Origin of the sequence: Photobacterium sp. Alg240-V54 (genome assembly GCF_900537155.1) — a bacterium.
Taxonomy (GTDB): domain Bacteria; phylum Pseudomonadota; class Gammaproteobacteria; order Enterobacterales; family Vibrionaceae; genus Photobacterium.
On the sequence record NZ_UNRL01000003.1, the window covers coordinates 348,094 to 372,614 of the forward strand.

The window sequence follows — 24,521 nt, forward strand, 5'->3', positions numbered from 1 at the left end:
AGGATTATTAATCAATAAAGTTTAATAACGCCGCTGTAAAAGCAGTAGGTTGTTCAATATGAATATTATGACCTGCATTTTCTATCACCGTAACCTTCAAGCCAGACGTTGATGCTAATTGACAAAACTTAGTATCATGTTCGCCACAAAGGTAGTGAATAGGAACAGCAAGCTGTTGTAATTTAGGTAATAACTGCGGTTGTTTAGCCAGTGAAGTTGCTAACATCATTTGCGCAATACCAGAGCCTAAATTATCACTTCGTTTAGCAACCAGTGCTTGTCGCTGTTCGAGGGTCAGTGAAGCAAAAACCGGTTGTTGATACCAATCGTGTAATACATCAACTAATGGCTGCTGAGCAAATCGTGCCGCCCAACGTTGATCATGCACGTAACGGGGTTCACGATCAGCAACCGCGAGGCCGAAATGTCCACCTTCAAGTAACAGTTTGATTAATCGTGGAGAGTCTGTCGATGATGTTGAATGAGAGGCTAATGCACACGCATGATACATGGCCAATCGAGCGCCCATTGAATAGCCAATCAGCACGTAATCTTCAACGCCGCGTTGAACCAATGTTGCCGTCAATGCTTGATGAATAGCTTCGAAACCACCATCAATCGCCTCTGTCGTCATGTCAGCATTAACAAATGCACTTAGACCGTGGCCTGGTAAATCAATGGTAATACATTGGTAGGTTGTCGCAAGCTGGCTAATGACATAACGCCAATCACGCCCATTACCTAAGAGGCCATGCAGAAAAACCAATGTCGGCTGAGAAGCCTGCGTTTTAACGCCAAAGGTTTCAGAATAAAGTAGCATGCTTAACCTCATCAAATAACACCTTTAGCATCTCTCCAGCTTCACCTGCAGGGGTTTTAATTTCAACTAAGGTTGTACCTGCATACTGTTGGCCTTCACGGATCACTGTTTCAGCGGCCGCTAATGTGGTTGGTGCACAATAATTTAAGCCAAACATCGCCGCCGCATGGCTAAACTCAAACCCATGTGGCATGCGATAAAAATCATCTTTCTGTTGAGCAGGCACTGGCAGCATATCAAAAATACCACCACCATCATTATTGGTTACAATAATAACAAGCGGGTATTGCTGTTGCTTTAATAATGCCAATGAATTGAGATCATAGAGTAACGAGGTATCACCAATCAAACACACTAACGGGGCTTTACGCGCGCGTTGTACCCCTGCGGTAGTGGCAATTAAGCCATCAATACCTGATGCACCGCGGTTAGCAAATGTTGCGGTTAACGGTAATTGAGCGCACATATCCAATAAGCGCACAATCATGCTGTTGCCCAAAAACAGTTCAGTTTGCGGGGCTATCCACTGCATGACATGAGCAGCTAAACCCAACTCAGAAAACGGCGTACTGTGGGCAGCAACAATATCAAAATAGTGCTCAGATGCTGTTGTTAACGCTAACGCCCAGTGTGAATGTGATGATTCAGTGGTGATAGCAATCGCAGCTTGCGCCCATGCTTCAATATTGGCTTGAATACGTTGACTACGACGATGATTGGGATCTAATCGACCCGCTAACGGATCGATGAGCAAAAAAGACTGCCACGAATGCTGACCAATAAGCTGCAATAAACGCTTTGAAACTAATCGACCGCCAAATTGTAATAACACTTGTGCTTGCTGAAGATGATCCTGACAGGCTGTGTTTTGCAACCAACCATCAAAACCAGCATAAGCACTACTGCCACCCGCTTGTGGATCTACCAGCAGTGGCCAGCCCAAGACTTTAGCTAATTGTCGTACCACATTAAGCTCATTGGCGGCCATTCGACCAGCAACAATCACCCCTTTTTGAGCGCACAATGATTGCCACAGGGCGTGATCAATCGTGGCGGTTGTCGAGGCAAGTAACGCTTGATGATCACAATATGGCTGTTGATCTTGTTGCCACTGCGCAACGGGTTTTAAATACTCACTAAAATCGACATCATCGCCATATAAAGGCTCTGGGTAATGACAGTTAAAGTGGACCGAACCACCACGCAGTTGCTGTTGCTGCATCACATCATCAATCGCACACAATAACCAATTGGGCTCAATATCCAAACTTGGGCTTGGAATATCTAAAAAGTGGCTGACATGATTGGAGAAAATGCCATGCTGACGAATCGCTTGGTTAGCACCACATTGGATCAACTCAGCGGGACGATCAGAGGTTAATAACACCAGTTTTTCACCGGTTAAACCTGTTTCTGCAACGGCAGGTAATAAATTGGCTACCGCTGTGCCAGAAGTCACAATCACTGCAACCGGAGCGCGAGATGCTTTGGCTAACCCTAAAGCTAAAAAACCTAAACCACGCTCATCAAAATGAGTATGAATAGTCAGTTGCGGTAATTTTGCTGCTGCCAAAGTTAATGGTGTCGAACGGGATCCAGGAGCAATACAAACATCTTGTACTCCAAGCCTAACTAACTCCTCCAACATTAAACTTGCCCAGCAACCATTTAATGCCGCACGGTATGACTGACTCGTTGTTAATGAAGGCTGCATCATGCGCTTTTATATTCCATATTATCCATAATATTATCATCACCAGCATCTGGCTGTTCAAACAAACTGCATAAGGTTGATGTTTTACGATCAAGCTCTTTCCATTCACTGTCAGCCACTGATCCCGGCACAATGCCAGCACCAGCAAATAAATACAAATCATCACCACTGATCATTGCACTGCGGATCGCAACACAAAATTCACTGTGCTTTTGGCCAATATAACCGACCGCGCCACTATACCAACCCCGTGCAAATGGTTCATGCTCAGAGATGAAATTTAAGGCTGCATCGCGGGGTAAACCCGCAATCGCTGCGGTTGGCTGTAAGCTATCAAGCAAATTAGCACTAAAGACAGTATCGTTGAGTTGACCATCAATGCTACGTTTTAAATGCTGCACTTTTCGCAATTGTACCAATTCAGGTACAGGGGCAACATTCATTGATTCACATTGCGGCACTAAACGTCCAACAATGTCATCCACCACTAAACGATTTTCATAACGGTTTTTGGTATCAGCCAATAGCCATTGCGCTAATTGTTGATCCTCTTGCGCATCAGCGCCGCGACCAATCGTACCGGCTAGCGCTTCAGTTTGTAACGCCCTATCATGACGTTGAAATAGTCGTTCTGGGGTTGAACCAATAAAGCAATGCTCAGCATCTAAAGCCATCAAAAAATGAAAGCTGTTACTGTTACTAGCGCGACTTGCTTTTAGCAATTGGGCTGGCAATACTGGATGATCAAGCTGCAATGTTGTTCGTCGAGCTAATACCACTTTTTCAAATTCATCATTCGCAATGCCCGTCAGTGCTTGATCAATCATGGTTGACCAACCCGCAAAATCAGGACTATAGCTACGACTTAAAATTCGACTGTTAATATCAGCGACCACCTCAGGGTGGGTAGCGATTTTGTTCAACATCGCTAACATCCGTGGCTTATCGTCACTCATGTTTGCAGCAAGATGCCACTCACCATCAAAACGAATAATTTCAAGCAATGGCAAAAAGAAAAAAGATGATAGGCAACGACGATTACGATCGGTATGACCATCAAAAGAACGTCCACCCCATACACGCTGATCATTACTAATGACCTTTTCTGCTGTTAATGGATCAGTAAACGTTTTGATCTGCCCTAACGCCACCACTTCTTCGCGGCAATCACGAGACTGCCAATAAAATTTAGGAAATAACGGTTGTGCATCCATCCAATCAATTAAATCAGTGTTTGCAGGTAGTTCTAGTTTTACTCGTAATCGTTGTGTTGTTACTGATGCTTGCTTAATTTTAGCAACCAATAATTCAACGGCTTGTTGTAACGCAGTCAAGATAACCTCGCTCAGCTCAATATCACCAATACGGCTCATCCCTGGCTGAAAGATAAAATATGCCAATCATGGACATACTCGATTCTTTGCTAAGAATAGTCATTATTTCAACGCTTACCTATTGAGGGCAAATCATTGATTATCAGCAAAGAAGAATGATGGGTATATTCTACCTCACTCAATAGCATCTGACTAATGAAGTAACATCATTCCTTTTGGCGATATTTCAGCACAAATAGCTGAACCTTAACTGTAATTATAGTTAATATCACAACCACGATGGGTTCGATATAACACAAAACACTATTTTTCCAAATTTTGTGCTGAAAGGTGTTCCTTTAAACCAGTTTTATAGTGTAATTTGTGGGGATACCAAAAATTATCATCAGGAAAGTATTATATGCAAAATTTCGGGATGTCATCCAAGCTCAATAATGTTTGTTATGACATACGTGGTCCCGTTCTAAAGCATGCCAAGCGCATGGAAGAAGAAGGCCAAAAAATACTTAAACTTAATATTGGCAACCCAGCCCCGTTTGGGTTTGATGCCCCTGATGAAATTCTGGTTGATGTAATTCGTAACTTGCCAACATCGCAAGGTTACTGTGATTCAAAAGGTATTTACTCGGCACGTAAAGCCGTGGTCCAGCATTACCAAAAATGTGGCTTGTTAGACATTGATGTTGAAGATGTATTTATTGGTAACGGTGTATCAGAATTAATCGTGATGGCGATGCAAGCATTGCTTAATCATAAAGACGAAATCTTAGTGCCATCACCTGACTATCCATTGTGGACTGCTGCAGTATCACTTTCTGGCGGTACGGCTGTGCATTATACCTGTGATGAACAATCAGATTGGTACCCTGATCTCGACGATATCAAGAAAAAGATTGGCCCGCATACGCGTGGCATCGTGCTGATCAACCCTAATAACCCTACCGGTGCGGTTTACAGTCGTGAATTTTTACTTGAAGTCGTTGAAATCGCTCGTCAACATAACCTGATCATTTTTGCCGATGAAATCTACGATAAAATTCTTTATGACGGCGCTAAACATACCTCGATTGCACCATTAGCACCCGATGTTTTTTGCATTACTTTCAATGGCCTATCTAAATCATATCGCGTATGTGGTTTCCGCGCTGGTTGGATGGTGCTATCAGGCGCAAAGCATAAAGCCAAAGGCTATATTGAAGGCCTAGAGATGCTATCTTCAATGCGACTGTGTGCCAATGTGCCGATGCAGCACGCGATTCAAACCGCACTGGGCGGTTATCAAAGTATCAACGAATTAATTTTACCTGGCGGGCGTTTACTTGAACAACGCGATAAAGCCTATGATTTATTGACGCAAATACCGGGAATTTCATGTGTAAAACCCAAAGGGGCATTATATTTATTCCCGAAATTAGATCAGAAAAAATTCAACATTGTTGATGATCAGCGTTTTGCGATGGACTTCTTACTCCAAGAAAAAGTGCTCGTGGTTCATGGAACAGGCTTTAACTGGAAACAGCCAGATCACTTCCGTATCGTGACGTTACCGCGCGTTGATGACTTAGAACAAGCAATGACTCGCCTTGAGCGCTTCCTGCATAGCTATCGTCAATAACGACATTCGCGAACAACAATAGACTAACAGTCACTTATCATCAGCCTCGAATCTTCGAGGCTTTTATTTATCAGCGGCAGCATGACAACCAACTAATTGCCGATCATACCCATACACTTGATATACTCAACCTATCAGTATTTCGCTATGAGGGAACACTCCCATGGAAAAAAGCCATTTTTTTGCTCACCTAGCACGGATGCGGTTAATTCAACGTTGGCCATTAATGCGCTGCGTTGAGGCTGAAAACATCTCAGAGCACAGCTTACAAGTGGCGTTTGTCGCCCATGCACTAGCATTAATCAAAAACCGTAAGTTTGACGGTAATGTTAATCCTGAACGGATCGCGTTATTAGGCATGTTTCATGATGTCAGTGAAGTTATTACCGGCGATATGCCAACCCCAATAAAATACTTCAACCCCACCATTGCTGAGGAATATAAAAAGATCGAGCTTGCTGCCGAGCAAAAGTTACTGTCGATGTTACCTGAAGAGTTTCATGATGATTATGCGCCGCTACTTGATAGCCACAAGCTTGATCCTGAACATGCCGCGATCGTCAAACAGGCTGATACCTTATGCGCTTATCTAAAATGCTTAGAGGAATTAAGTGCAGGCAATCATGAATTTACTAAAGCAAAAAAACGTCTCGAAGAAACCTTAGCGGCACGTAGAACACCAGAAATGGATTATTTCTTAGCCACTTTTGCTGATAGTTTTAATTTAACCTTAGATGAGATCAGCTAATGACTGCTTTTATTATTGATCCTTGTTGGCAACAACGGCACAGCGATGAGCAAAAAATGCGCCGCAATGATCACCGTTCAGCTTATCAGCGTGATCGCGCCCGTATTCTGCACTCAGCCGCTTTTCGTCGCTTGCAAGCAAAAACCCAAGTCCATGGCGCTGGTAACCATGATTTTTATCGTACTCGGTTAACTCACTCGCTTGAGGCCTCACAAATAGGCACAGGGATTGTGGCACAATTAAAATTAAAACAGCCCCAATTTCATTCGTTACTCTCTTCAACCAGCTTAATGGAAAGTATCTGCTTAGCGCACGATATTGGTCATCCACCATTTGGACACGGTGGAGAAGTCGCTCTCAATTATATGATGCGTAATCACGGTGGTTTTGAAGGTAATGCGCAAACGTTTCGTATCGTCACCCTGCTAGAACCTTACACTGAACATTACGGCATGAACCTTTCACGACGTACTTTGCTAGGTCTGCTCAAATACCCCGCCTTACTGAGTCAAACTACCGCCTCAGAGCGACCTAATGACGTGAATAACTTTCGTCATCTAAAAGCCAAACAATGGTACCCTGCAAAAGGTATTTATGATGATGATCAAACGGTTTTTGATTGGGTATTAGCGCCACTCTCACACCATGACCGCCAGCTGTTTCAGCAAATGCGCACTCACAACCATCAACCGCAACAGCATCATAAAACCCAGTTTAAATCACTTGATTGTTCAATCATGGAACTGGCAGATGATATTGCTTACGGTGTCCATGATCTGGAAGATGCGATTGTAATGGGGATTGTTAACCGTGAACAATGGCAAGAAGCGGTAGCATCGAAAATTGCTGAGTGTGGTGACCCGTGGTTAGAACAGCGAATTGGTGAGATCAGTGACCATATGTTTGCTAGTCACCACCAACGTAAAGATGCCATTGGTGCGCTGGTTAATGCGCTACTAACCTCGATTGAAATTGCACCGACACTGCAAGATGGTATCAATAGTTTTGAAGAGCCATTATTAAAGTGGAATGCTTATCTATCACCCGCAATGGAAAATACTCTTAATATCCTCAAACAATTTGTCAGTGATTATGTGGTTAAAAAGCCTGAATTTCAGTTATTAGAATATAAAGGCCAACAATTAATCATGGAGTTGTTTGATGCCTTTGCATCGGATCCTGAGCGGTTATTACCAGAAGCGACGCGTAAACATTGGCAGCGTGCAGTCGACAAAGGTGACAATGAGATGCGGATCATTGCTGATTATATTTCCAGCATGACCGATGGCTTTTCGCAGCGACTATACAATACCCTATTTCAACCATCGATTACGCTGGAAATAGGTAACGAAGGGCACGGGGTATAGAGGTCGAGGGTCGAGGGTCGAGGGTCGAGAATGTCCAAAATTCTCGTTACTTGCTTCTGCTTTTTCTCGTCACTCGCCCCTGCTATTCCTCGTAACTCGTCCCTACTCTTCCCTATTTACTCACAAATAATTCTTCTCAAACACCCCTTGAGGCATTTGCTTAATCTGAAAATCTATCATGTGATTAAAGGTGGTTAGCAAAGGCGTAAACTTATCAGTATCAACTTCAAACGCAGACAAGGCTAGATATCCCGCTTCTACAGTTGATACTCCCTGATCTTTAGGCGACTTACGAATGCGATAATTGCCACTATCAGCATTGTCTAAATTCACTAACGGTAAATGGTGTAAGTTAGTCGCTAGCTGCCACATTTTATAGGCTTTTTTCCACGTACCATCTAATAATATAACCGTTTGTATTCGTTGCTTACTTACTGTCGCTGCCACACTGGATATCGGCACAGATCCCTCACCAGGATAAACGACATACACATCACGTTCAGGCTCTGCGAGTAAGCTGTTAAGCTCATCATGTTCAGAAAAATCTTCTCCCACCCAAAGTCGGCTATTTGGTAGAGAAAGTGATAAGATTCTTGCAGTACCTATTGCACGTTTAATTTCTGATGGATGCTGTAAAATCCAAATTTCTGTTGTTGCTGTGATGTTTTCGATCCAGTGGCAAATACAGGCTTTTTTTGCCTTACCACAGTATTCACAATACCGACTCATTGAGGTTGCCTTGTCTATTCGCAATTACATTATTATCGCATTAATTATAGGAATTATTGCTCAAATCCCACCACTACAGCCACTGCTAGTATGGGATCGCCAAGCTATACTTGATGGCGAGATATGGCGGATCCTAACAGGAAATATTACCCATACCAATTGGATTCACCTTGCTATGAATGCAGGTGCATTTGCTATTATTAGCTTTATTTTTCGATCCCATTTTACTGCTCGGCGTTATAACCTCTTAATTCTCGCGCTGAGCTCTATTATCGGGCTAGGGCTATTTGCAACTCAGATTAGCTGGTATGCCGGGTTTTCTGGTGTATTACACGGGTTATTTGCTTGGGGCGCAGTACGAGATATTCAAACCAAAACCAAAGGTGGATGGTTATTACTGTTAGGTTTAATTATTAAAATCACCTGGGAACAATGCTTTGGTGGCTCAGCTAGCTCTGCAGAATTGATTGGTGTACAAGTGGCAACTCAAGCCCACTTAATCGGTGCTATATCAGGCGTTGTTATAGCGCTTTTTATCCCCAAAAATAGCGTCATATCGATACAAAAATGATAAAAGTGACGACAGCTTCACATCTGTCGTCATCATTAATATCGCTTTACTGATAAGCTACAACTTAATCCGATTACGGTTTTTATTAACCGTTGACATACCAATACCCTTCACTTTTGCAAGATCATCAGCAGCGGCAAATTTGCCATACTTAATTCGATATTGAATGATATTTTCAGCTTTATCCGGCCCTATCCCTACTAGTAATTTATCAAGCTGTTCTGCATTGGCATCATTAATATTAACAATAATATCCAGCCCTTTATGTTGATCTGGATTAGCATAACTTAGCGGTGCTAATACTAATGTGCCAGCAACAACCATCGCTTTAAACAACTGATATTTTGTAGTCATCTTCATTCCTTTTTATATTGAAAGAACAGAAAGGATATGCAACAAAACACTACAATAGGTAGTGAGCAACAGGATTTAAAGGCAAAAAAAAGACGAGCTGCACAGACAGCTCGTCTATTTACATTACAGTTTCAATTAATCTTTCGATGAGTCTTGCATTGGATAGCTAATCTTTGCTGATTCACGCAACGTTTTTAGTGTTGCAGCAAGATCTTCTTGAGCAAACATTTGCTCAATTTGCTGTTCAAATTGACTATTTACTTTATCACCAGCCAACTTCATATTGACAACTTTATCCAGCGCAATGATTTCAACATTACCGTTGTTATCACGTGCCATACCATAAGTTGCTTTACCAGCGGTTGGTTTAGGTAGACTAAATGCAACATTTGAAATGTTTGCATTTGGACCAGAACGATTAATCGTTTGTTCGCCAGAGAAGCTTAAGCCATCTTTAGCAACAATATCGTTTTTGCCTTTTTGTAAATCAGCAATGATTTCATCTGCTTTAGCTTGTGCTTGTTGCTCACCTTTTTGGCTTGCAACCATCGCATTCACTTTTGCTGCAACATCTTTAAATGGCAACACAGCTTGAGCACGAGCATCATCAACACGTACCACAATCACATGCTCAGGACCTAACTCAATCACATCTGAGTTCATACCATCATCATGCACTTCAGGGCTTTGTAGTGTCTCTTGAACTTGTTTATTGGCTAACACACCTTTTTCTTCAGCTGGCGTGATGTAATCAGTGTGAACAATTTTTGCCTTCACAGCTTCAGCAGCAGCATCTAATGAATCTGGTGATTCAAACGCAACTTCTGCTAGCTTACTTTTCAGCTTATAGAACTCGTCAGCTGATTGCTGTTGTTGTAATTCAGCAACAATTTGTGCTTTTACATCAGCAAATGGCTTCACTTTTCCAGGTTTAATACCATCAAGTAAAATGATGTGGTAACCAAATGAAGACTTCACAAGGCCAGACATATCACCAGGTTTAGCAAGAGCAAATGCTTCTTTTTCAAACGCAGGATCCATTGTACCTTTAGTGAACCACTCTAATTTACCGCCATCTTTAGCACTGAATGTATCGTCAGATGATTGCTTAGCAACTTCAGCAAAATTAGCACCATTTTGCAGCTTCGCCAGTAACGCTTCTGCTTTGGCTTTTGCCGCAGCACCATCACCTGTCACTAAAATATGGCTAACTTCACGCTCTTCTGCAGAACTGAACTTAGTTTGGTTATCTTTGTAGTACGTTTCAGCAGCTTGCTCTGAGATATTGATATCTTTAGTTAAGCCTTTACCTGATAGTTCAATGTAAGATACTTTGATTTGTGCAGGTCGAGTGAACAAGTTCGGATTTTGATCGTAAAAGTCTTGGGCTTCTTGCTCTGTCACTTTTACTTTCTTAGTAAAGTCTGCAAGATTTAGCGTTAGTGTACGAACAACACGTTGTTGTGACTCAAGTTTACGCAATTCATCAGCTTCATCACTCAATACAAAATCACTGCCTTGTAATGCTGATAAGAACTGCTGACGTAGCATATCTTTACGGATCGTTTCTGCAAACTGATCAGGTGTAAAGCCTGCACGACGTAATGCCATGTTGTATTGTTCGTTATTAAATACACCATCAACAGCAAACGCAGGCATCGCTAGAATTTCTTGCTTAACTTGTGCATCACTGACACTAAGACCTAGTTTATCTGCGCGCTGTTGAATCAGTTCATCATTGACCATACGATCTAATACACTTTGACGGAATTGCTTCACATAAGCAGGATCGCTCATCAAAGTTGAAAAGTAATCGCCCATACGCTGTTGCATACGGTTACGTTCATTTTGGTAAACTTGCTCAAACTGACGTTGGCTAATCTCTTTACCGTTAATCTTTGCTGCAACTTGCTCATTACCACTCGCCAGATAACTGCCGACGCCAGCAAATACAAAAGATAAAATAATTAGGCTTAGAATAATCTTAACCCAGATGCTGTTAGCGCCTTCGCGCAATCGCTCCATCATAATCTGCCGTCTCTCCTACTGTTCGATCTGGCTCGGTTTCGAACTACTATCAAATTTATGCACAATGCTAACGGCATCACCATGATGACCGCACCATACTATTTACTACATGTTATATAACAACAACTGAATAGCTACAGCTATATATAAATAAGCTAAATCTTAATTAAGCTAGTCTTATCAATATAGATAACCTGTGACCGATAAGCCACACGCAGCACTGATAATTGTTACATAAACGCAATTAAACAACCCTCAAATGCATACCTTACTCAGTATGTGGCATTAAGGGCTATTGATTAGGCTTTTTATAAGTAAAAAAAGCGCATCAACCGATGCGCCTTTATCGTACCGAATAAGTATACTCTTTCCGGTAGCAATTTTTAAGCCATGAAAACATGACAAAACACGGGCTTGCACCCATTGTTTTTAGTTTACAGAATCTTTAAGCGCTTTACCTGGTTTGAAACCAGGTACTTTTGCAGCTGCAATTTGAATTTCTGCACCTGTTTGTGGGTTACGGCCAGTACGTGCTGCACGTTCACGCACAGAGAAAGTACCAAAACCAACTAATGCAACCGAATCGCCTTGTTTTAGAGTTTCTGTCACTGTTTCAATCAATGCATCAAGAGCACGGCCTGCAGATGCTTTAGAAATATCAGCACTTTCTGCGATTTTATCAACTAGTTGAGTTTTGTTCACAATTAGATCCTCTTAATGAACCTTGATCACTACGCGCTGTTTATCAGATAGTCGCGTAATCGTAATCAAATAGAAAAATATTCGTAGTTTGAGAGCCGACTATAAATAGCTATCAAAACTTAAAATTAGTTCGCATAACGCGGATTAGATGTACCTTATAGCCACACAAAAAAACGCTGACAAGGTTTTTAACCCTGAAAGCGTTTTTTCTTTAACTAATTTTGCTATAGGTCACTATTTCGTGCATTGACTAACTCAATGCCTGCTGGATTATTCTGCAATGCTATCGTTAGCACTTCATCAATCCAACGTACCGGACGTACTTCCAAATCAGCAATAACATTTTCTGGAATTTCTTCTAGATCACGTTCATTTTCTTTTGGAATTAATACGGTTTTAATCCCACCACGGTGAGCCGCTAATAGCTTCTCTTTTAAGCCACCAATCGGTAATACTTCACCACGTAATGTGATTTCACCTGTCATGGCAACATCAGCACGTACTGGGTTACCCGTTAAGCTAGAAACAAGCGCAGTACACATTGCGATACCAGCACTTGGACCATCTTTTGGTGTTGCACCTTCAGGCACGTGAACATGAATATCGCGTTTTTCGTAAAAATCGCTCGCAATACCTAAACGCTCAGCGCGACTACGTACCACTGTCATTGCTGCCTGAATAGACTCTTGCATCACATCGCCCAAAGAGCCGGTGTAAGTTAGTTTACCTTTGCCTGGCATCGATTCAGTTTCGATAGTTAATAAATCACCACCGACTTCTGTCCATGCAAGACCAGTTACTTGACCAACACGGTTACTTTCATCAGCTTTACCGTAATCACAACGCTGCACACCTAAGTAATCTTTTAGATTATCTTGGTTAATCGAAACGTGTTTAATGTCTTTGTTCAATAAAATTTCTTTCACTGCTTTACGACATAGCTTTGAAATTTCACGCTCAAGACTACGTACACCAGCTTCACGGGTGTAGTAACGAATAATGCCAATAAGTGCTGAATCTTCAATTGTCAGCTCACTAGGCTTTAATCCATTACGCTGAATTTGCTTCTCAAGTAAGTGATTTTTAGCAATGTTTAGCTTTTCGTCTTCGGTGTAACCAGAAAGACGGATCACTTCCATACGATCAAGCAATGGTCCTGGAATGTTCATTGAGTTCGAGGTAGCAACAAACATTACATCAGATAAGTCATAATCAACTTCAAGGTAATGATCGTTAAACGAACTGTTTTGCTCAGGATCTAATACTTCTAGTAATGCAGATGCAGGATCGCCGCGCATATCAGAAGACATTTTGTCAATTTCATCTAATAGGAATAGTGGATTTTTCACTTCCACTTTTGCCATTTTCTGAATTAACTTACCCGGCATAGAACCAATATATGTACGACGGTGACCACGGATTTCCGCTTCATCACGTACACCACCTAATGCCATACGCACGTACTTACGTCCGGTTGCAGCAGCAATAGATTGACCTAGCGAGGTTTTACCTACACCAGGAGGACCGACAAGACAAAGAATTGGACCTTTAAGCTTGTTAACACGGCTTTGCACTGCGAGATATTCAAGAATACGTTCTTTAACCCGCTCTAAACCGTAGTGATCGGCGTTAAGAATTTCTTCAGCTTTAGCAAGATTCTTCTTCACTTTAGAACGCTTATGCCAAGGCACGCTTAACATCCAATCGATGTAACCACGTACAACAGTCGCTTCAGCAGACATTGGTGACATCATCTTTAGCTTTTGCAGCTCTTGCTCAGTTTTTTCACGTGCTTCAGCTGGCATCTTTGATGCTTCAATCTTAAGCTTTAACGCTTCAAATTCATCTGGTGCATCGTCAAGCTCACCCAATTCTTTCTGGATAGCTTTCATTTGTTCGTTTAGATAATACTCGCGCTGAGATTTTTCCATCTGCTTTTTAACGCGTCCGCGGATGCGTTTTTCAACTTGCAGCAAATCAATCTCAGACTCCATCATTGCCATCAAGAACTCTAAACGCTCTGTGATATCAACAATTTCAAGTACTTTTTGCTTATCCGCTAATTTCAGAGGCATATGCGCTGCGATAGTATCAGCCAGACGCGCTGCATCATCAATGCCATTAAGGGATGTTAATACTTCAGGTGGGATCTTTTTGTTGAGCTTGATAAAGCCTTCAAACTGGCTGATCGCCGTTCGAACTAAAACTTCTTGCTCACGCTCATCCATTGCTGGCGTAACCAAAAACTCAGCATTGGCTGTAAAAAACTCGTCGTCAGCAAGATCTTCAACTTTGGCACGTTGCTGGCCTTCAACCAACACTTTTACCGTACCATCTGGCAGTTTTAATAGTTGAAGAATGGTGGCAACAGTACCAACATCATAAAGATCAGTGATCGACGGTTCATCTGTGGCTGCTTCTTTTTGAGCAACTAGCAGAATCTGTTTATTGTTTTCCATTGCCGACTCAAGGCAACGAATTGATTTTTCCCGGCCCACAAACAATGGAATAACCATATGAGGGTATACCACTACATCTCGTAGAGGTAGAACCGGGATCTCAAGGCGCTCAGAACGCTCCAGGTTCATATTCTTCTCTCTTCCTGTCCATACTAATCGTATTAAATAACGTAACTGGATACAGCTTAGTTACTTAATACGATTAGAGTTAGCTTATATTGAGTATATGGGGGTAAAGCATCAAGTTTCAATGTATGAAATGTCAGAAAATAAAAAAGGAGGCAAAAGCCTCCCTTTTTTAAGCTTTTATGTGCAGATATTAAGCACTTACTCAGCAATTACTCAGCACTTGCTGCTTCTTGTGTTTCTGTATTTTCGAAAATCAGTAATGGTTCTGATTCACCGTTAATTACAGACTCATCAATAACAACTTTACTGATACCTTCTAGAGACGGAAGCTCATACATGGTATCAAGTAACACTGCTTCAACGATAGAACGTAGGCCACGAGCACCTGTTTTGCGATCCATTGCTTTTTTAGCAATCGCAATTAGGGCATCATCGCGGAATTCAAGTTCAACGTTTTCAAGCGCTAGTAATGCGGCATACTGTTTAGTAAGGGCATTCTTAGGCTCACGTAGAATTTGAACTAACGCATCTTGGTCTAATTCGCCAAGCGTTGCTGTAACAGGTAGACGACCGATGAATTCAGGGATTAAGCCGTATTTCACCAAATCTTCTGGTTCAACTTTCTTAAACAAATCACTTAATGTGTCTGTTTGATCTTTTGAACGTACATCAGCAGCAAAGCCGATGCCAGTACCTGTTGCTACACGTTGCTCAACCACTTTATCTAGGCCTGCAAACGCACCACCACAGATAAATAAGATCTTAGAAGTATCAACTTGTAAGAATTCTTGTTGAGGATGCTTACGACCACCTTGCGGCGGAACAGAAGCAACTGTACCTTCGATTAGCTTCAACAATGCTTGCTGAACGCCTTCACCAGATACATCACGTGTGATTGATGGATTATCTGACTTACGAGAGATCTTATCGATTTCATCGATGTAAACAATGCCACGCTCAGCTTTAGCTACGTCGTAATCACATTTTTGTAGCAGCTTTTGAATGATGTTTTCAACGTCTTCACCAACATAACCAGCTTCAGTTAATGTTGTTGCATCAGCCATTGTAAACGGTACATCAAGCATACGCGCTAATGTCTCTGCTAATAATGTTTTACCACTACCAGTAGGACCAATAAGTAGGATGTTACTCTTACCTAATTCAACGCCATCACTATTCTTGTCGCCATTACGTAGACGCTTATAGTGATTGTATACAGCAACAGCCAACACTTTTTTAGCATGTGATTGGCCGATGACATAATCATCTAAGTTGTTACGAATTTGTTGTGGTGTCGGCAGCTCGTCGCTATCGCTTTTCGTCATCACTTCTTTGATTTCTTCGCGAATAATGTCGTTGCATAAATCAACGCACTCATCACAAATATAAACAGAAGGACCAGCAATTAGCTTGCGAACTTCATGCTGACTTTTGCCACAGAAAGAGCAATAAAGTAGTTTGCTACTACTTCCCTCTTTTCGTTTGTCTGTCATTCGCTAACCTCTTTATTGGGGTATCCCATCATTGTCTTGTCTTGAGTGTATAACAAGTCGACTTATTTTGCTTTACTAAACCCGCATCGCGAATTGCAAAATAAAACTGGCTTAGTCACGCTTACTCAATACAGCATCAACAAGGCCGTACTCTACTGCCTGATCTGCAGACATAAAGTTATCACGGTCAGTATCACGCTCAACAATTTCTAATGGTTGACCAGTATGTTCTGCCAATAGTCCATTTAAACGTTGTTTAATCGTTAGGATTTCTTGTGCATGGATTTGAATATCCGATGCTTGGCCTTGGAAACCACCAAGTGGTTGGTGGATCATAACGCGTGAGTTAGGTAGACAGTAACGTTTACCCTTAGCACCGCCAGCCAATAGGAAAGCACCCATAGAACATGCTTGACCCATACATACTGTACTTACATTTGGTTTAATAAATTGCATGGTGTCATAAATTGACATACCAGCAGTTACTGAGCCGCCTGGAGAGTTAATGTAAAGGAAGATATCTTTGTCTGGGTTCTCTGACTCCAAAAATAGCAGCTGGGCTACAACTAAGTTAGCCATATGATCTTCAACCTGACCGGTTAGGAAAATCACACGCTCTTTTAGGAGACGGGAATAAATATCGTAAGAACGCTCACCACGAGAAGTCTGCTCGACCACCATCGGTACCAGCGCATCCATAATCGGTGACATGCCGTTTTGTGCTTGGTAGCTCATAATCTTATTTCCCTAAAATAAATGGCCCGAATGAAAGTATTCACACGGACCATTGTTAGCAGAAGACTTGAGACAATGTCAAATCTCTACAGCAATTTCAGTAAATTAAGCAGCAGGATTCATTAGATCGTTGAAGCTAACTTCTTTATCTGAAACCTGAGCTTTAGCTAGAAGTGCATCAATTGCTTGCTCTTCTAGAGCAACGTTGCGCATATTATTCATTAGCTGCTCGTTGCTTGCGTAGTATTTAACTACTTCTGTTGGATCTTCGTATGCAGATGCCATTTCAGCGATGATTGCAGTTACGCGCTCTTCGTCTGCTTTTAGCTCTTCTGCTTTAATTACTTCACCAACTAGTAGGCCAACAACTACACGACGCTTAGCTTGTTCTTCGAACAATTCACGTGGTAGTTCAGGCATGTTCTTAGCATCGCCGCCAAAACGTTGTGCAGCTTGCTTACGTAGTGCTTCGATTTCTTGATCGATAAGCGCTGTAGGTACTGTGATGTCGTTTTGCTCAACAAGACCGTTAAGAACTTGATCTTTAATGCGACCTTTAACAGCTTGCTTAAGCTCACGCTCCATGTTCTTACGAACTTCAGTCTTAAGACCTTCAACAGAACCGTCTTCAACACCAAACTTAGCAACGAATTCTTCAGTTAGCTCAGGTAGTTGTTGTGCTTCTACTTTATGAAGAGTGATAGCAAATGCTGCAGACTTACCTTTTAGGTTTTCTGCGTGGTATTCTTCAGGGAAAGTTACTTCTACAGTAAACTCGTCGCCTGCTTTATGACCAACAACACCTTCTTCGAAACCAGGGATCATACGACCTTGGCCCATAGCAAGTGCGAAACCTTCAGCTTTACCGCCGTCGAATTCTTCGCCATCGATAGTACCAACGAAATCGATAGTTACACGGCTATCTGCGTCAGCTGCTGCTTCAACGTCAGTCCAAGTAGCTTGTTGCTTACGTAGTGTATCTAGCATGCCGTCAACGTCAGCATCAGTTACAGTTACAACTGGCTTCTCAACAACAACTTTGTCTAAACCAGCTAGTTCGATTTCTGGGAAAACTTCAAAAGAAGCTTTAAACACTAAATCTTTACCTTCAGCAATTTCTACTGGAGTGAAAGTTGGTGCGCCAGCTGGGTTGATCTGCTCTTTAACGATAGCTTCGATAAAGTGGCGGTGCATTACTTCACCTAGGATGTCTTGACGTACAGAAGCGCCAAACATTTTAGCAACCATCTTCATTGGTGCTTTACCTGGGCGGAAACCGTCAAAACGACGAGTTTTAGCAATTTTACGTAGTTCAGCAGCAACAGCATCTTCGATGTTTGCAGCAGGAACTGTAATAGTTAGGTGGCGTTCTAGACCTTCAGTGGTTTCAACAGTAACTTGCATTATATTTAACCTCAAAACTTAACTCAGTGTTTCTGAGTGATGTTGCCGAACAGCCATTTACTGACGGTGGCATCCTTTCGTGTTACAGCTCGAAAACCATAACGCCTAAATTCTTTCTTAAAGATTCTGAGAGTAGATAGCCTACTTCTCAGAGCGCGCTATTATAACGACACCTTTAGGTGACGTCGAGGTAGATACCTTATTAACGCGAACGATCTCTCTGACTGCATTACAAGATAGGGGCTAGAAATATCATTTCAAGGGGAAAAATGAAAAAAATCGCATTTTAACGGTTTTTTGTGGTTCAAATGTTGGAAAAACGAGCTAATAAGACAGATAACAATATTTTATTATCGAGCCTAATACTAAAATTTTGCATGCTCAATTCGATGACAATTTGCACAGAGTAAAAGACATTTGTCTAATTCATCCATATGCATTGTTGAAAATTTCAAAGATCGTACTCTACTTAGAATAAAGTCTTTTTGAGTAGGATCTTTATGATGAAAATCAAAAATTGCTGGATGGCCTGTAATGCCGCATCTTTCACATTTCCCGCCTTTATACTCAATACATTGATTTTTTAAACGTCGCTGCCGCTGTAAGGTTTGTAAATTTATACAAGCCTTACAATAAGAATGTGTTTTACCTTTCCTATCTGCGCGTAAATAAAATTCAGATATTGGCTTACAAATCTCACACCTCGGGCAACGCTGCATATAATTCACTATTTGGTTTGATTTTTTAAACTCAACTAAATATAGATAAGGCTAAGCAACAGAGAAAGAATTTCAATTAAAAGCTAAATACATCAAATTTTAGATAAAAAAAAGCCAGCTAATAATAGCTGGCTTTTAAAAAGTGGCGTCCCCTGCAGGATTCGAACCTGCGACCACATACTTAGCTTACCACTACAGTTTTCACTGCCACCTTTGGTGTTTGTAGTCTGGACTATATCATCACCCACAGCATTATCTGTTTGGGTGGAGGGCGCTAGTGATGTATTACACAATGAGATCGCATTGCATCATCTAGTCTCTGCACCTTCTCTACACGCCTGTAGAGCTTGGCTCAAGATTGCCACCGCCATTACGCGCTGAGGTTTCCTTGAATTCACCCTCTCCACTGTAACTGTTTCCAGATACAGGCTCCTCTCTTAAAGGTACGTGCTCTATCCAACTGAGCTAAGGGGACAATTTTTAATATTAATCGTTAACTTTTATAGTGTATAAACTTAACGATTAACACTACAACATGATATGACATCAGGTTATGCGACGAATTATACGTAGCTATCATATAAGGTCAATCTCTTTGCTTCATTTTTCATGCTTAAAACAACTGACTGGTTAAAGATACAACAAAAAAACCATGATTGAAGATATTTTGAGAAGAAACAATCGCTCACAGCAACAAGTTAGCCGCATGTTTATCACTCTTTTTCGATTACTCATCACTGCTTCAACACTTAAATCAGAGTGATAGCAAAATATAAAATCAAATAGCAATCGTTTGCCTAATGGCAATTCCATTCATAATCTGCCACAATATTGGCGTTGATACGTTCAACCAACACAACAAGGATCACCATGAGCGCTCAAATTATTGATGGGAAAATTATCTCCCAAACTGTACGACAGGAAGTTGCCGCCAGAGTAAAAGCACGCACCGATGCCGGATTACGCGCACCTGGATTAGCTGTTGTTCTCGTAGGTCAGGATCCAGCCTCACAGATCTACGTTGGTAGTAAACGCAAAGCCTGTGAAGAAGTCGGGTTTATTTCAAAATCATTTGATCTACCAACCACAGCGACTGAACAACAATTACTCGATTTAATTGATGAGCTTAATCAAGATCCAACCATGGATGGTATTTTAGTACAATTACCATTACCTGCAGGTATAGACACCACCCGTATTCTTGAACGCATCGATCCTGAAAAAGATGTCGATGGTTTTCACCCTTACAATGTCGGTCGCCTAAGTCAACGTATTCCTAAATTACGTTCATGCACACCAAAAGGCATTATTACACTACTGGAACGCTACAATATTGAAGTACGCGGCAAACATGCTGTTATTGTGGGTGCATCAAACATTGTCGGACGACCAATGACACTTGAGTTGTTATTAGCAGGAGCTACTACAACGACTTGTCACCGTTTCACACAAGATCTTGAAGGTCATGTCCGTCAAGCTGATATTCTTGTGGTCGCCGTTGGCAAAGCTAATTTTATTCCTGGAAACTGGATCAAAGAAGGCGCAACAGTGATTGATGTCGGTATTAACCGTCTTGAAAATGGTAAGTTGTGCGGAGATGTAGAATTTGATGTCGCTTGCCAGCGTGCCAAACATATCACACCTGTACCTGGTGGTGTCGGGCCAATGACGGTTGCGACCCTGATTGAAAATACGTTACTAGCCTGCGAGCAATATCATTCAGCCTAAGTAAATGCCTCTTAATGAGGCTGCACTGTTATTAAACACAAAAAGCGAGTATATCAATACTCGCTTTTTTATTAACTTATGCTTTGTTGTTGATGAGATCCGTATTCTCTACACTAACTTTAACTTGTTTACCCAATAAGTTAATCAGCATAAATGATCGCTTCTCACCATCAGCTTCCTGATAAATCGCATCAAGGCCTTTAAATTTACCTTGCTGTAAAATCAGTTTATCGCCTTGTTGTGGTAATGATTCAAACATATGATCATGTGAACCATTATCTTCATTAAGCATTAAATTATAAATAAGTTCTTCACTTACTATCTGTGGCATTGCCCCTTGACGAATAAAATCAGCAACACCACGCGTTGAACGCACTGTTGTAAAACTTAATTTTTCAGGATCAAACGTCACAAAAACATAACTTGGAAATAGTGGCTCATGACACTCACAACGTTTACCACGCACAATCTTTTCAACAACAACTTGCGGGTAATAACATTCAGCCCCTTGACGATCAAGATTGATCACTGCGCGTTCTTGCTCACTACGCTTACAATAAAGTAGATACCAATCTTTCATCATCAACCTCAATTAAATCTTAACTTTACTCAGTATATACAAATCAATGCTAATTTTCATCTTCCACCACAACAGCCCAATTTTGATTAACATTGGAATTATATTCTATGGTTATTGGTCCATGTAATATGATTGACCAATATCCCTGCGCTTAATTTGTAACATATATGAATATTCTCACAGGGTGATATAACCACCCAATATAATACTAAAAAACAATATAAAACCCTAAATATAAACAACCAAATAGTGTAAGATATAGATAATGGTAATGGAATTTGATTTTTCATAATTGATCAATATATATACAATTGCTTATTTATCAATTGGTTGTAATGTTTTATCATTGTTTATTAAATGTAAAAACTTGCAGTCAAATATATTGTGCTTTATAAACCTACATGAATGAGCAAACACACTAATTAAAATAAAATAGAGAATCTTATGAGTCATAATAGTAGTGGTACCCTTCTGGGCCACCCAAAAGGCTTGTTCCTTTTATTTGGAACAGAGCTATGGGAACGCTTTTCTTATTACGCGATGCGCGCCATCTTGGTTTTATACTTAACAGATAAAACCATTAACGGCGGCCTTGGCTGGACCACAGAAGAAGCACTTAACTTATACGGTATCTACACAGGCTTAGTTTATTTTACTCCTCTTATTGGTGGTTGGATTGCCGACAACATTTTAGGTCAACGTCGCTCAATTATTATTGGTGGTGTATTAATGGCCATTGGTCAATTTACACTTGCTTTACCTCACAGCGTGGTTGATCCCCATGCCGTTACTGCTTTCTATGTTGGTTTAGCCTTCCTTATTGTCGGTAATGGTTTATTTAAGCCAAACATTTCAACCATGGTTGGTGATTTATACCCTGAAGGTGATAACCGTCGTGATGGCGCCTTTACGATTTTCTATATGGGTATTAATATCGGCTCACTACTCGCGGGGGTGATTGCTGGTACCGCATCTGCTGTTTACGGTTGGAAAGCTGGCTTCTTATGTGCTGGTGTTGGCATGTTGATGAGCCTATTAATTCAAGTTTTCTTCGCTCAACGTTACTTAGGCGATATCGGTACTGTACCTGCCGCTGTGCGTGATGCTGAAAAAAATGCCAGTGGTAAAAAAGAGCCACTAACTAAAATTGAGCGTGATCGCTTAAAAGTAATTTTAGTTATGTGTACGTTTGTGATTGTTTTCTGGGCAGGCTTTGAACAAGCTGGCGGCCTAATGAATATTTACTCGCAAGAATATACCAACCGTATGATTGGCGATTTTGAAGTACCAGCAGCATGGTTCCAATCATTAAACCCGTTCTTCATTATTATCTGCGCACCTATTTTAGCGGCACTTTGGGTTCGAATGGGTAAGAGTGAACCAAACTCACCGGTTAAATTTGCGTTAGCGATGTTCTCGCTTGCACTTGGTTTTGCTTGTATGATCGGTGCGGCACTAGAGCAAAACGGTGATGTAACCGTTAAGACATCGATGATGTGGCTGGTTGGTGCATACTTCTTCCATACCATTGGTGAACTATGTCTATCACCAATTGGTTTATCAATGGTAACTAAATTAGCGCCACTACGCTTAGCATCATTGATGATGGGTGCATGGTTTGGTGCTAATGCGATTGCAAACTACATTGCCGGTGTTGTCGGTGCAAGTATCGGTGAAGCTGGTCCGTTAGCTATCTTCTCTGGTATTGCTATTACAGCCGTGATTGCGGGCGTATTATTACTATTATTTTCAAACAAACTGATTTCGTGGATGCACGGTGCTGAAGGTGCTGCGAATAACGACGATAATCAAACTAAGCCACAAACTGCAAATGCGTAGTGGTTTAAAGTGATTAATAGAAAATAAAAAAGGGATGCAGCGGCATCCCTTTTTAATTTAAATATCGCTTAATTTAAGTTACCGTTTCAAAGTTAACACTAAAATTAGCATGCTGGATATCGCTCAATGATAATCGACCACCGTTATCAGACATCGGTAAAATCACCAACGGATTATTGCAAGCCTCGTTACCCAACCACTCGCCAGCGGTTATCGTAGCGCACTGCTCACCTACTTGTAATTGACCACCAATGCCGGCCGCAATCAGGTGAAGTTGCTTTTCAGCAAGATTAAATACGCCAAATAAACCTTTCACAGGTGTGGCATAACCTGAATACTTCAATCCTAATTCTATTTGCGACACTAAATGTTGCACACTGCTTAAATAATTACCTTGGCGACGTAAACAATCATTAAAACACGCTCTGATTAATAATGCCGTTGCCGTGCTATTTTCACCACCAGAACTCGTATCAACCATATAAAATGCTAGTTGGCCATCAATGAGCCAAATATAATCAAAAATAACTGGCGAAATCTCTGCTGATTGCAATGCACGATAACTGAGTTTCCAACGTCCATAGTGAGATTGAAGGTTTGGCATTAACCCCATTAGCAACTCACGTGCTGCTTGAGGGTTATTCTTTAACTCTGAGATATGCCATTGCAACTCTTCTTCAACCAATCCGGCATCATCACCATCGACTAACCAGCGCTGCGAAAAATCTTGTTGCTGCTGTTTAGCGCTGTCTTGCATTTTGAGCACTGACGTAATGGCAGATTTAAGCGTCATGATGTTATCAATCGGTTTAATCAGAAAATCTTTAACCCCAAGCCGAAGTGCCTGAGCAACATCTGTCATATTACCAGTACCAGAAATAACAATCACTGGGATCATTGGATACTGCAATGCCACCTCTTCTACAAACTCCATACCAGTCATCACTGGCATCGCCAGATCACATAATAATAAATCTGGAATATTGTCTTTGAGGGCTTTTAATCCAACCAAGCCATCTTCCGCCTCTCTCACCAGACAACCTTGACTCTTTAAAAAGCCAACAATCATAGTTCGAAACACAGGATCATCTTCTACGATAAGTACAGTTTTCCCTTTTAGCAAAAGTCTCTCCTTTTTCATGACTACGTCTATGAGTGTATAAGCTAACATCAGCAATACCAACTTTGGATCACTAAAGTTTGTAGTCGCAACAAAAGTTATGTCTGTGATATCACTTAACATAAACAAATAAGCACAATAAATAACTATTTTTAGGCAATATCAAAAAATATGTTCTATATATATAACGGTTTCAAACTTCAACAAACCCCCACCCTGAGTGGCTTTCAATCAATTTGAATAAGGGTTAACATATTTTTATTAAAAACACTCAACAAAAAGAGATAATTGTGACTCATTTTGTTATACAATTACCCATTATCAGTTTTCACA

Annotated in this window: 19 protein-coding genes; 6 read left to right on the top strand and 13 right to left on the bottom strand. The window is 41.1% G+C overall.

Features of this window, described 5'->3' with window-relative positions; genetic code table 11:
* Positions 1 to 7: 7 nt before the first annotated feature.
* The 3 genes from menH to G6R09_RS10610 are packed head-to-tail and all read right to left on the bottom strand — an operon-like array spanning position 8 to position 3,907.
* Positions 8 to 820, bottom strand: coding sequence for a 2-succinyl-6-hydroxy-2,4-cyclohexadiene-1-carboxylate synthase (gene menH / locus G6R09_RS10600; RefSeq protein WP_163922256.1), 813 nt, complete (start codon positions 818 to 820; stop codon positions 8 to 10).
* Positions 804 to 2,537, bottom strand: a complete 1,734-nt coding sequence (gene menD / locus G6R09_RS10605) for a 2-succinyl-5-enolpyruvyl-6-hydroxy-3-cyclohexene-1-carboxylic-acid synthase (RefSeq protein ID WP_373423715.1) — start codon at positions 2,535 to 2,537, stop codon at positions 804 to 806. The genes menH and menD overlap by 17 nt, the downstream gene beginning before the upstream one ends.
* Positions 2,534 to 3,907, bottom strand: coding sequence for an isochorismate synthase MenF (locus tag G6R09_RS10610; RefSeq protein ID WP_163922560.1), 1,374 nt, complete (start codon positions 3,905 to 3,907; stop codon positions 2,534 to 2,536). The genes menD and G6R09_RS10610 overlap by 4 nt, the downstream gene beginning before the upstream one ends.
* 361 nt (positions 3,908 to 4,268) lie before the next feature.
* Here G6R09_RS10610 and G6R09_RS10615 point away from each other — a divergent pair, with 361 nt between their 5' ends.
* From G6R09_RS10615 to G6R09_RS10625, 3 genes are all read left to right on the top strand, one after another.
* Positions 4,269 to 5,483: a pyridoxal phosphate-dependent aminotransferase gene (locus G6R09_RS10615; protein WP_065168111.1), complete on the top strand. Its 1,215-nt coding sequence runs from the start codon at positions 4,269 to 4,271 to the stop codon at positions 5,481 to 5,483.
* Between the two features lie 163 nt (positions 5,484 to 5,646).
* The gene (yfbR, locus tag G6R09_RS10620; protein WP_163922259.1) at positions 5,647 to 6,231 is read left to right on the top strand and encodes a 5'-deoxynucleotidase; all 585 of its coding nucleotides are present in this window, start codon (positions 5,647 to 5,649) and stop codon (positions 6,229 to 6,231) included.
* Entirely contained in the window at positions 6,231 to 7,598 is a 1,368-nt protein-coding gene (locus tag G6R09_RS10625) for an anti-phage deoxyguanosine triphosphatase (RefSeq protein WP_065168109.1), read from the top strand. The genes yfbR and G6R09_RS10625 overlap by 1 nt, the downstream gene beginning before the upstream one ends.
* A 120-nt stretch (positions 7,599 to 7,718) precedes the next feature.
* Here the strand turns inward: G6R09_RS10625 and G6R09_RS10630 are convergent, their stop codons facing one another.
* Positions 7,719 to 8,327, bottom strand: coding sequence for a tRNA-uridine aminocarboxypropyltransferase (locus G6R09_RS10630; RefSeq protein WP_163922262.1), 609 nt, complete (start codon positions 8,325 to 8,327; stop codon positions 7,719 to 7,721).
* Positions 8,328 to 8,337: 10 nt separating this feature from the next.
* On the opposite strand from G6R09_RS10630, the gene rrtA reads away from it, so the two are divergent.
* Positions 8,338 to 8,898, top strand: a complete 561-nt coding sequence (gene rrtA / locus G6R09_RS10635) for a rhombosortase (protein ID WP_240345726.1) — start codon at positions 8,338 to 8,340, stop codon at positions 8,896 to 8,898.
* A gap of 57 nt (positions 8,899 to 8,955) precedes the next feature.
* Here rrtA and G6R09_RS10640 read toward each other — a convergent pair whose 3' ends face one another.
* The 7 genes from G6R09_RS10640 to tig all read right to left on the bottom strand — a co-directional run bounded on the left by G6R09_RS10640 (position 8,956) and on the right by tig (position 18,202).
* Positions 8,956 to 9,252, bottom strand: a complete 297-nt coding sequence (locus G6R09_RS10640) for a helix-hairpin-helix domain-containing protein (RefSeq protein ID WP_107204474.1) — start codon at positions 9,250 to 9,252, stop codon at positions 8,956 to 8,958.
* Between the two features lie 135 nt (positions 9,253 to 9,387).
* On the bottom strand, positions 9,388 to 11,280 hold the full coding sequence (gene ppiD / locus G6R09_RS10645) for a peptidylprolyl isomerase (protein WP_163922268.1): 1,893 nt from the start codon (positions 11,278 to 11,280) through the stop codon (positions 9,388 to 9,390).
* Between the two features lie 429 nt (positions 11,281 to 11,709).
* Positions 11,710 to 11,982 (bottom strand): nucleoid-associated protein HU-beta, encoded by a 273-nt coding sequence (hupB, locus tag G6R09_RS10650; RefSeq protein WP_060997303.1) that lies wholly within the window; start codon positions 11,980 to 11,982, stop codon positions 11,710 to 11,712.
* Positions 11,983 to 12,206: 224 nt separating this feature from the next.
* Positions 12,207 to 14,570, bottom strand: coding sequence for an endopeptidase La (gene lon / locus G6R09_RS10655; protein WP_065168106.1), 2,364 nt, complete (start codon positions 14,568 to 14,570; stop codon positions 12,207 to 12,209).
* A 209-nt stretch (positions 14,571 to 14,779) separates the two neighbouring features.
* Positions 14,780 to 16,063 carry an ATP-dependent protease ATP-binding subunit ClpX gene (gene clpX / locus G6R09_RS10660; protein ID WP_060997305.1) on the bottom strand — a complete coding sequence of 428 codons (1,284 nt, stop codon included), beginning with the start codon at positions 16,061 to 16,063 and terminating at the stop codon, positions 14,780 to 14,782.
* 111 nt (positions 16,064 to 16,174) lie between these two features.
* Positions 16,175 to 16,798, bottom strand: a complete 624-nt coding sequence (gene clpP / locus G6R09_RS10665) for an ATP-dependent Clp endopeptidase proteolytic subunit ClpP (protein WP_036793692.1) — start codon at positions 16,796 to 16,798, stop codon at positions 16,175 to 16,177.
* A 105-nt stretch (positions 16,799 to 16,903) separates the two neighbouring features.
* Positions 16,904 to 18,202: a trigger factor gene (tig, locus tag G6R09_RS10670; protein ID WP_065168105.1), complete on the bottom strand. Its 1,299-nt coding sequence runs from the start codon at positions 18,200 to 18,202 to the stop codon at positions 16,904 to 16,906.
* A 1,589-nt stretch (positions 18,203 to 19,791) separates the two neighbouring features.
* Here tig and folD point away from each other — a divergent pair.
* Entirely contained in the window at positions 19,792 to 20,649 is an 858-nt protein-coding gene (gene folD / locus G6R09_RS10675) for a bifunctional methylenetetrahydrofolate dehydrogenase/methenyltetrahydrofolate cyclohydrolase FolD (RefSeq protein ID WP_065168103.1), read from the top strand.
* Between the two features lie 76 nt (positions 20,650 to 20,725).
* Here folD and rfaH read toward each other — a convergent pair whose 3' ends face one another.
* Positions 20,726 to 21,229, bottom strand: coding sequence for a transcription/translation regulatory transformer protein RfaH (gene rfaH / locus G6R09_RS10680; protein ID WP_065168102.1), 504 nt, complete (start codon positions 21,227 to 21,229; stop codon positions 20,726 to 20,728).
* 444 nt (positions 21,230 to 21,673) lie between these two features.
* Between rfaH and G6R09_RS10685 the strand changes: the two genes are divergently transcribed.
* The gene (locus tag G6R09_RS10685) at positions 21,674 to 23,068 is read left to right on the top strand and encodes a peptide MFS transporter (protein WP_065168101.1); all 1,395 of its coding nucleotides are present in this window, start codon (positions 21,674 to 21,676) and stop codon (positions 23,066 to 23,068) included.
* A gap of 73 nt (positions 23,069 to 23,141) precedes the next feature.
* Here G6R09_RS10685 and G6R09_RS10690 read toward each other — a convergent pair whose 3' ends face one another.
* The gene (locus tag G6R09_RS10690; RefSeq protein ID WP_163922271.1) at positions 23,142 to 24,191 is read right to left on the bottom strand and encodes a response regulator; all 1,050 of its coding nucleotides are present in this window, start codon (positions 24,189 to 24,191) and stop codon (positions 23,142 to 23,144) included.
* Between the last annotated feature and the right edge of the window lie 330 nt (positions 24,192 to 24,521).

Bases quoted from the DNA above. Each gene is read 5' to 3' on its own strand.
- menH (WP_163922256.1), bottom strand. From the start codon at position 820: ATGCTACTTTATTCTGAAACCTTTGGCGTTAAAACGCAGGCTTCTCAG.
- menD (WP_373423715.1), bottom strand. From the start codon at position 2,537: ATGATGCAGCCTTCATTAACAACGAGTCAGTCATACCGTGCGGCATTA.
- G6R09_RS10610 (WP_163922560.1), bottom strand. From the start codon at position 3,907: ATGAGCCGTATTGGTGATATTGAGCTGAGCGAGGTTATCTTGACTGCG.
- G6R09_RS10615 (WP_065168111.1), top strand. From the start codon at position 4,269: ATGCAAAATTTCGGGATGTCATCCAAGCTCAATAATGTTTGTTATGAC.
- yfbR (WP_163922259.1), top strand. From the start codon at position 5,647: ATGGAAAAAAGCCATTTTTTTGCTCACCTAGCACGGATGCGGTTAATT.
- G6R09_RS10625 (WP_065168109.1), top strand. From the start codon at position 6,231: ATGACTGCTTTTATTATTGATCCTTGTTGGCAACAACGGCACAGCGAT.
- G6R09_RS10630 (WP_163922262.1), bottom strand. From the start codon at position 8,327: ATGAGTCGGTATTGTGAATACTGTGGTAAGGCAAAAAAAGCCTGTATT.
- G6R09_RS10640 (WP_107204474.1), bottom strand. From the start codon at position 9,252: ATGACTACAAAATATCAGTTGTTTAAAGCGATGGTTGTTGCTGGCACA.
- ppiD (WP_163922268.1), bottom strand. From the start codon at position 11,280: ATGATGGAGCGATTGCGCGAAGGCGCTAACAGCATCTGGGTTAAGATT.
- lon (WP_065168106.1), bottom strand. From the start codon at position 14,570: ATGAACCTGGAGCGTTCTGAGCGCCTTGAGATCCCGGTTCTACCTCTA.
- clpX (WP_060997305.1), bottom strand. From the start codon at position 16,063: ATGACAGACAAACGAAAAGAGGGAAGTAGTAGCAAACTACTTTATTGC.
- clpP (WP_036793692.1), bottom strand. From the start codon at position 16,798: ATGAGCTACCAAGCACAAAACGGCATGTCACCGATTATGGATGCGCTG.
- tig (WP_065168105.1), bottom strand. From the start codon at position 18,202: ATGCAAGTTACTGTTGAAACCACTGAAGGTCTAGAACGCCACCTAACT.
- folD (WP_065168103.1), top strand. From the start codon at position 19,792: ATGAGCGCTCAAATTATTGATGGGAAAATTATCTCCCAAACTGTACGA.
- rfaH (WP_065168102.1), bottom strand. From the start codon at position 21,229: ATGAAAGATTGGTATCTACTTTATTGTAAGCGTAGTGAGCAAGAACGC.
- G6R09_RS10685 (WP_065168101.1), top strand. From the start codon at position 21,674: ATGAGTCATAATAGTAGTGGTACCCTTCTGGGCCACCCAAAAGGCTTG.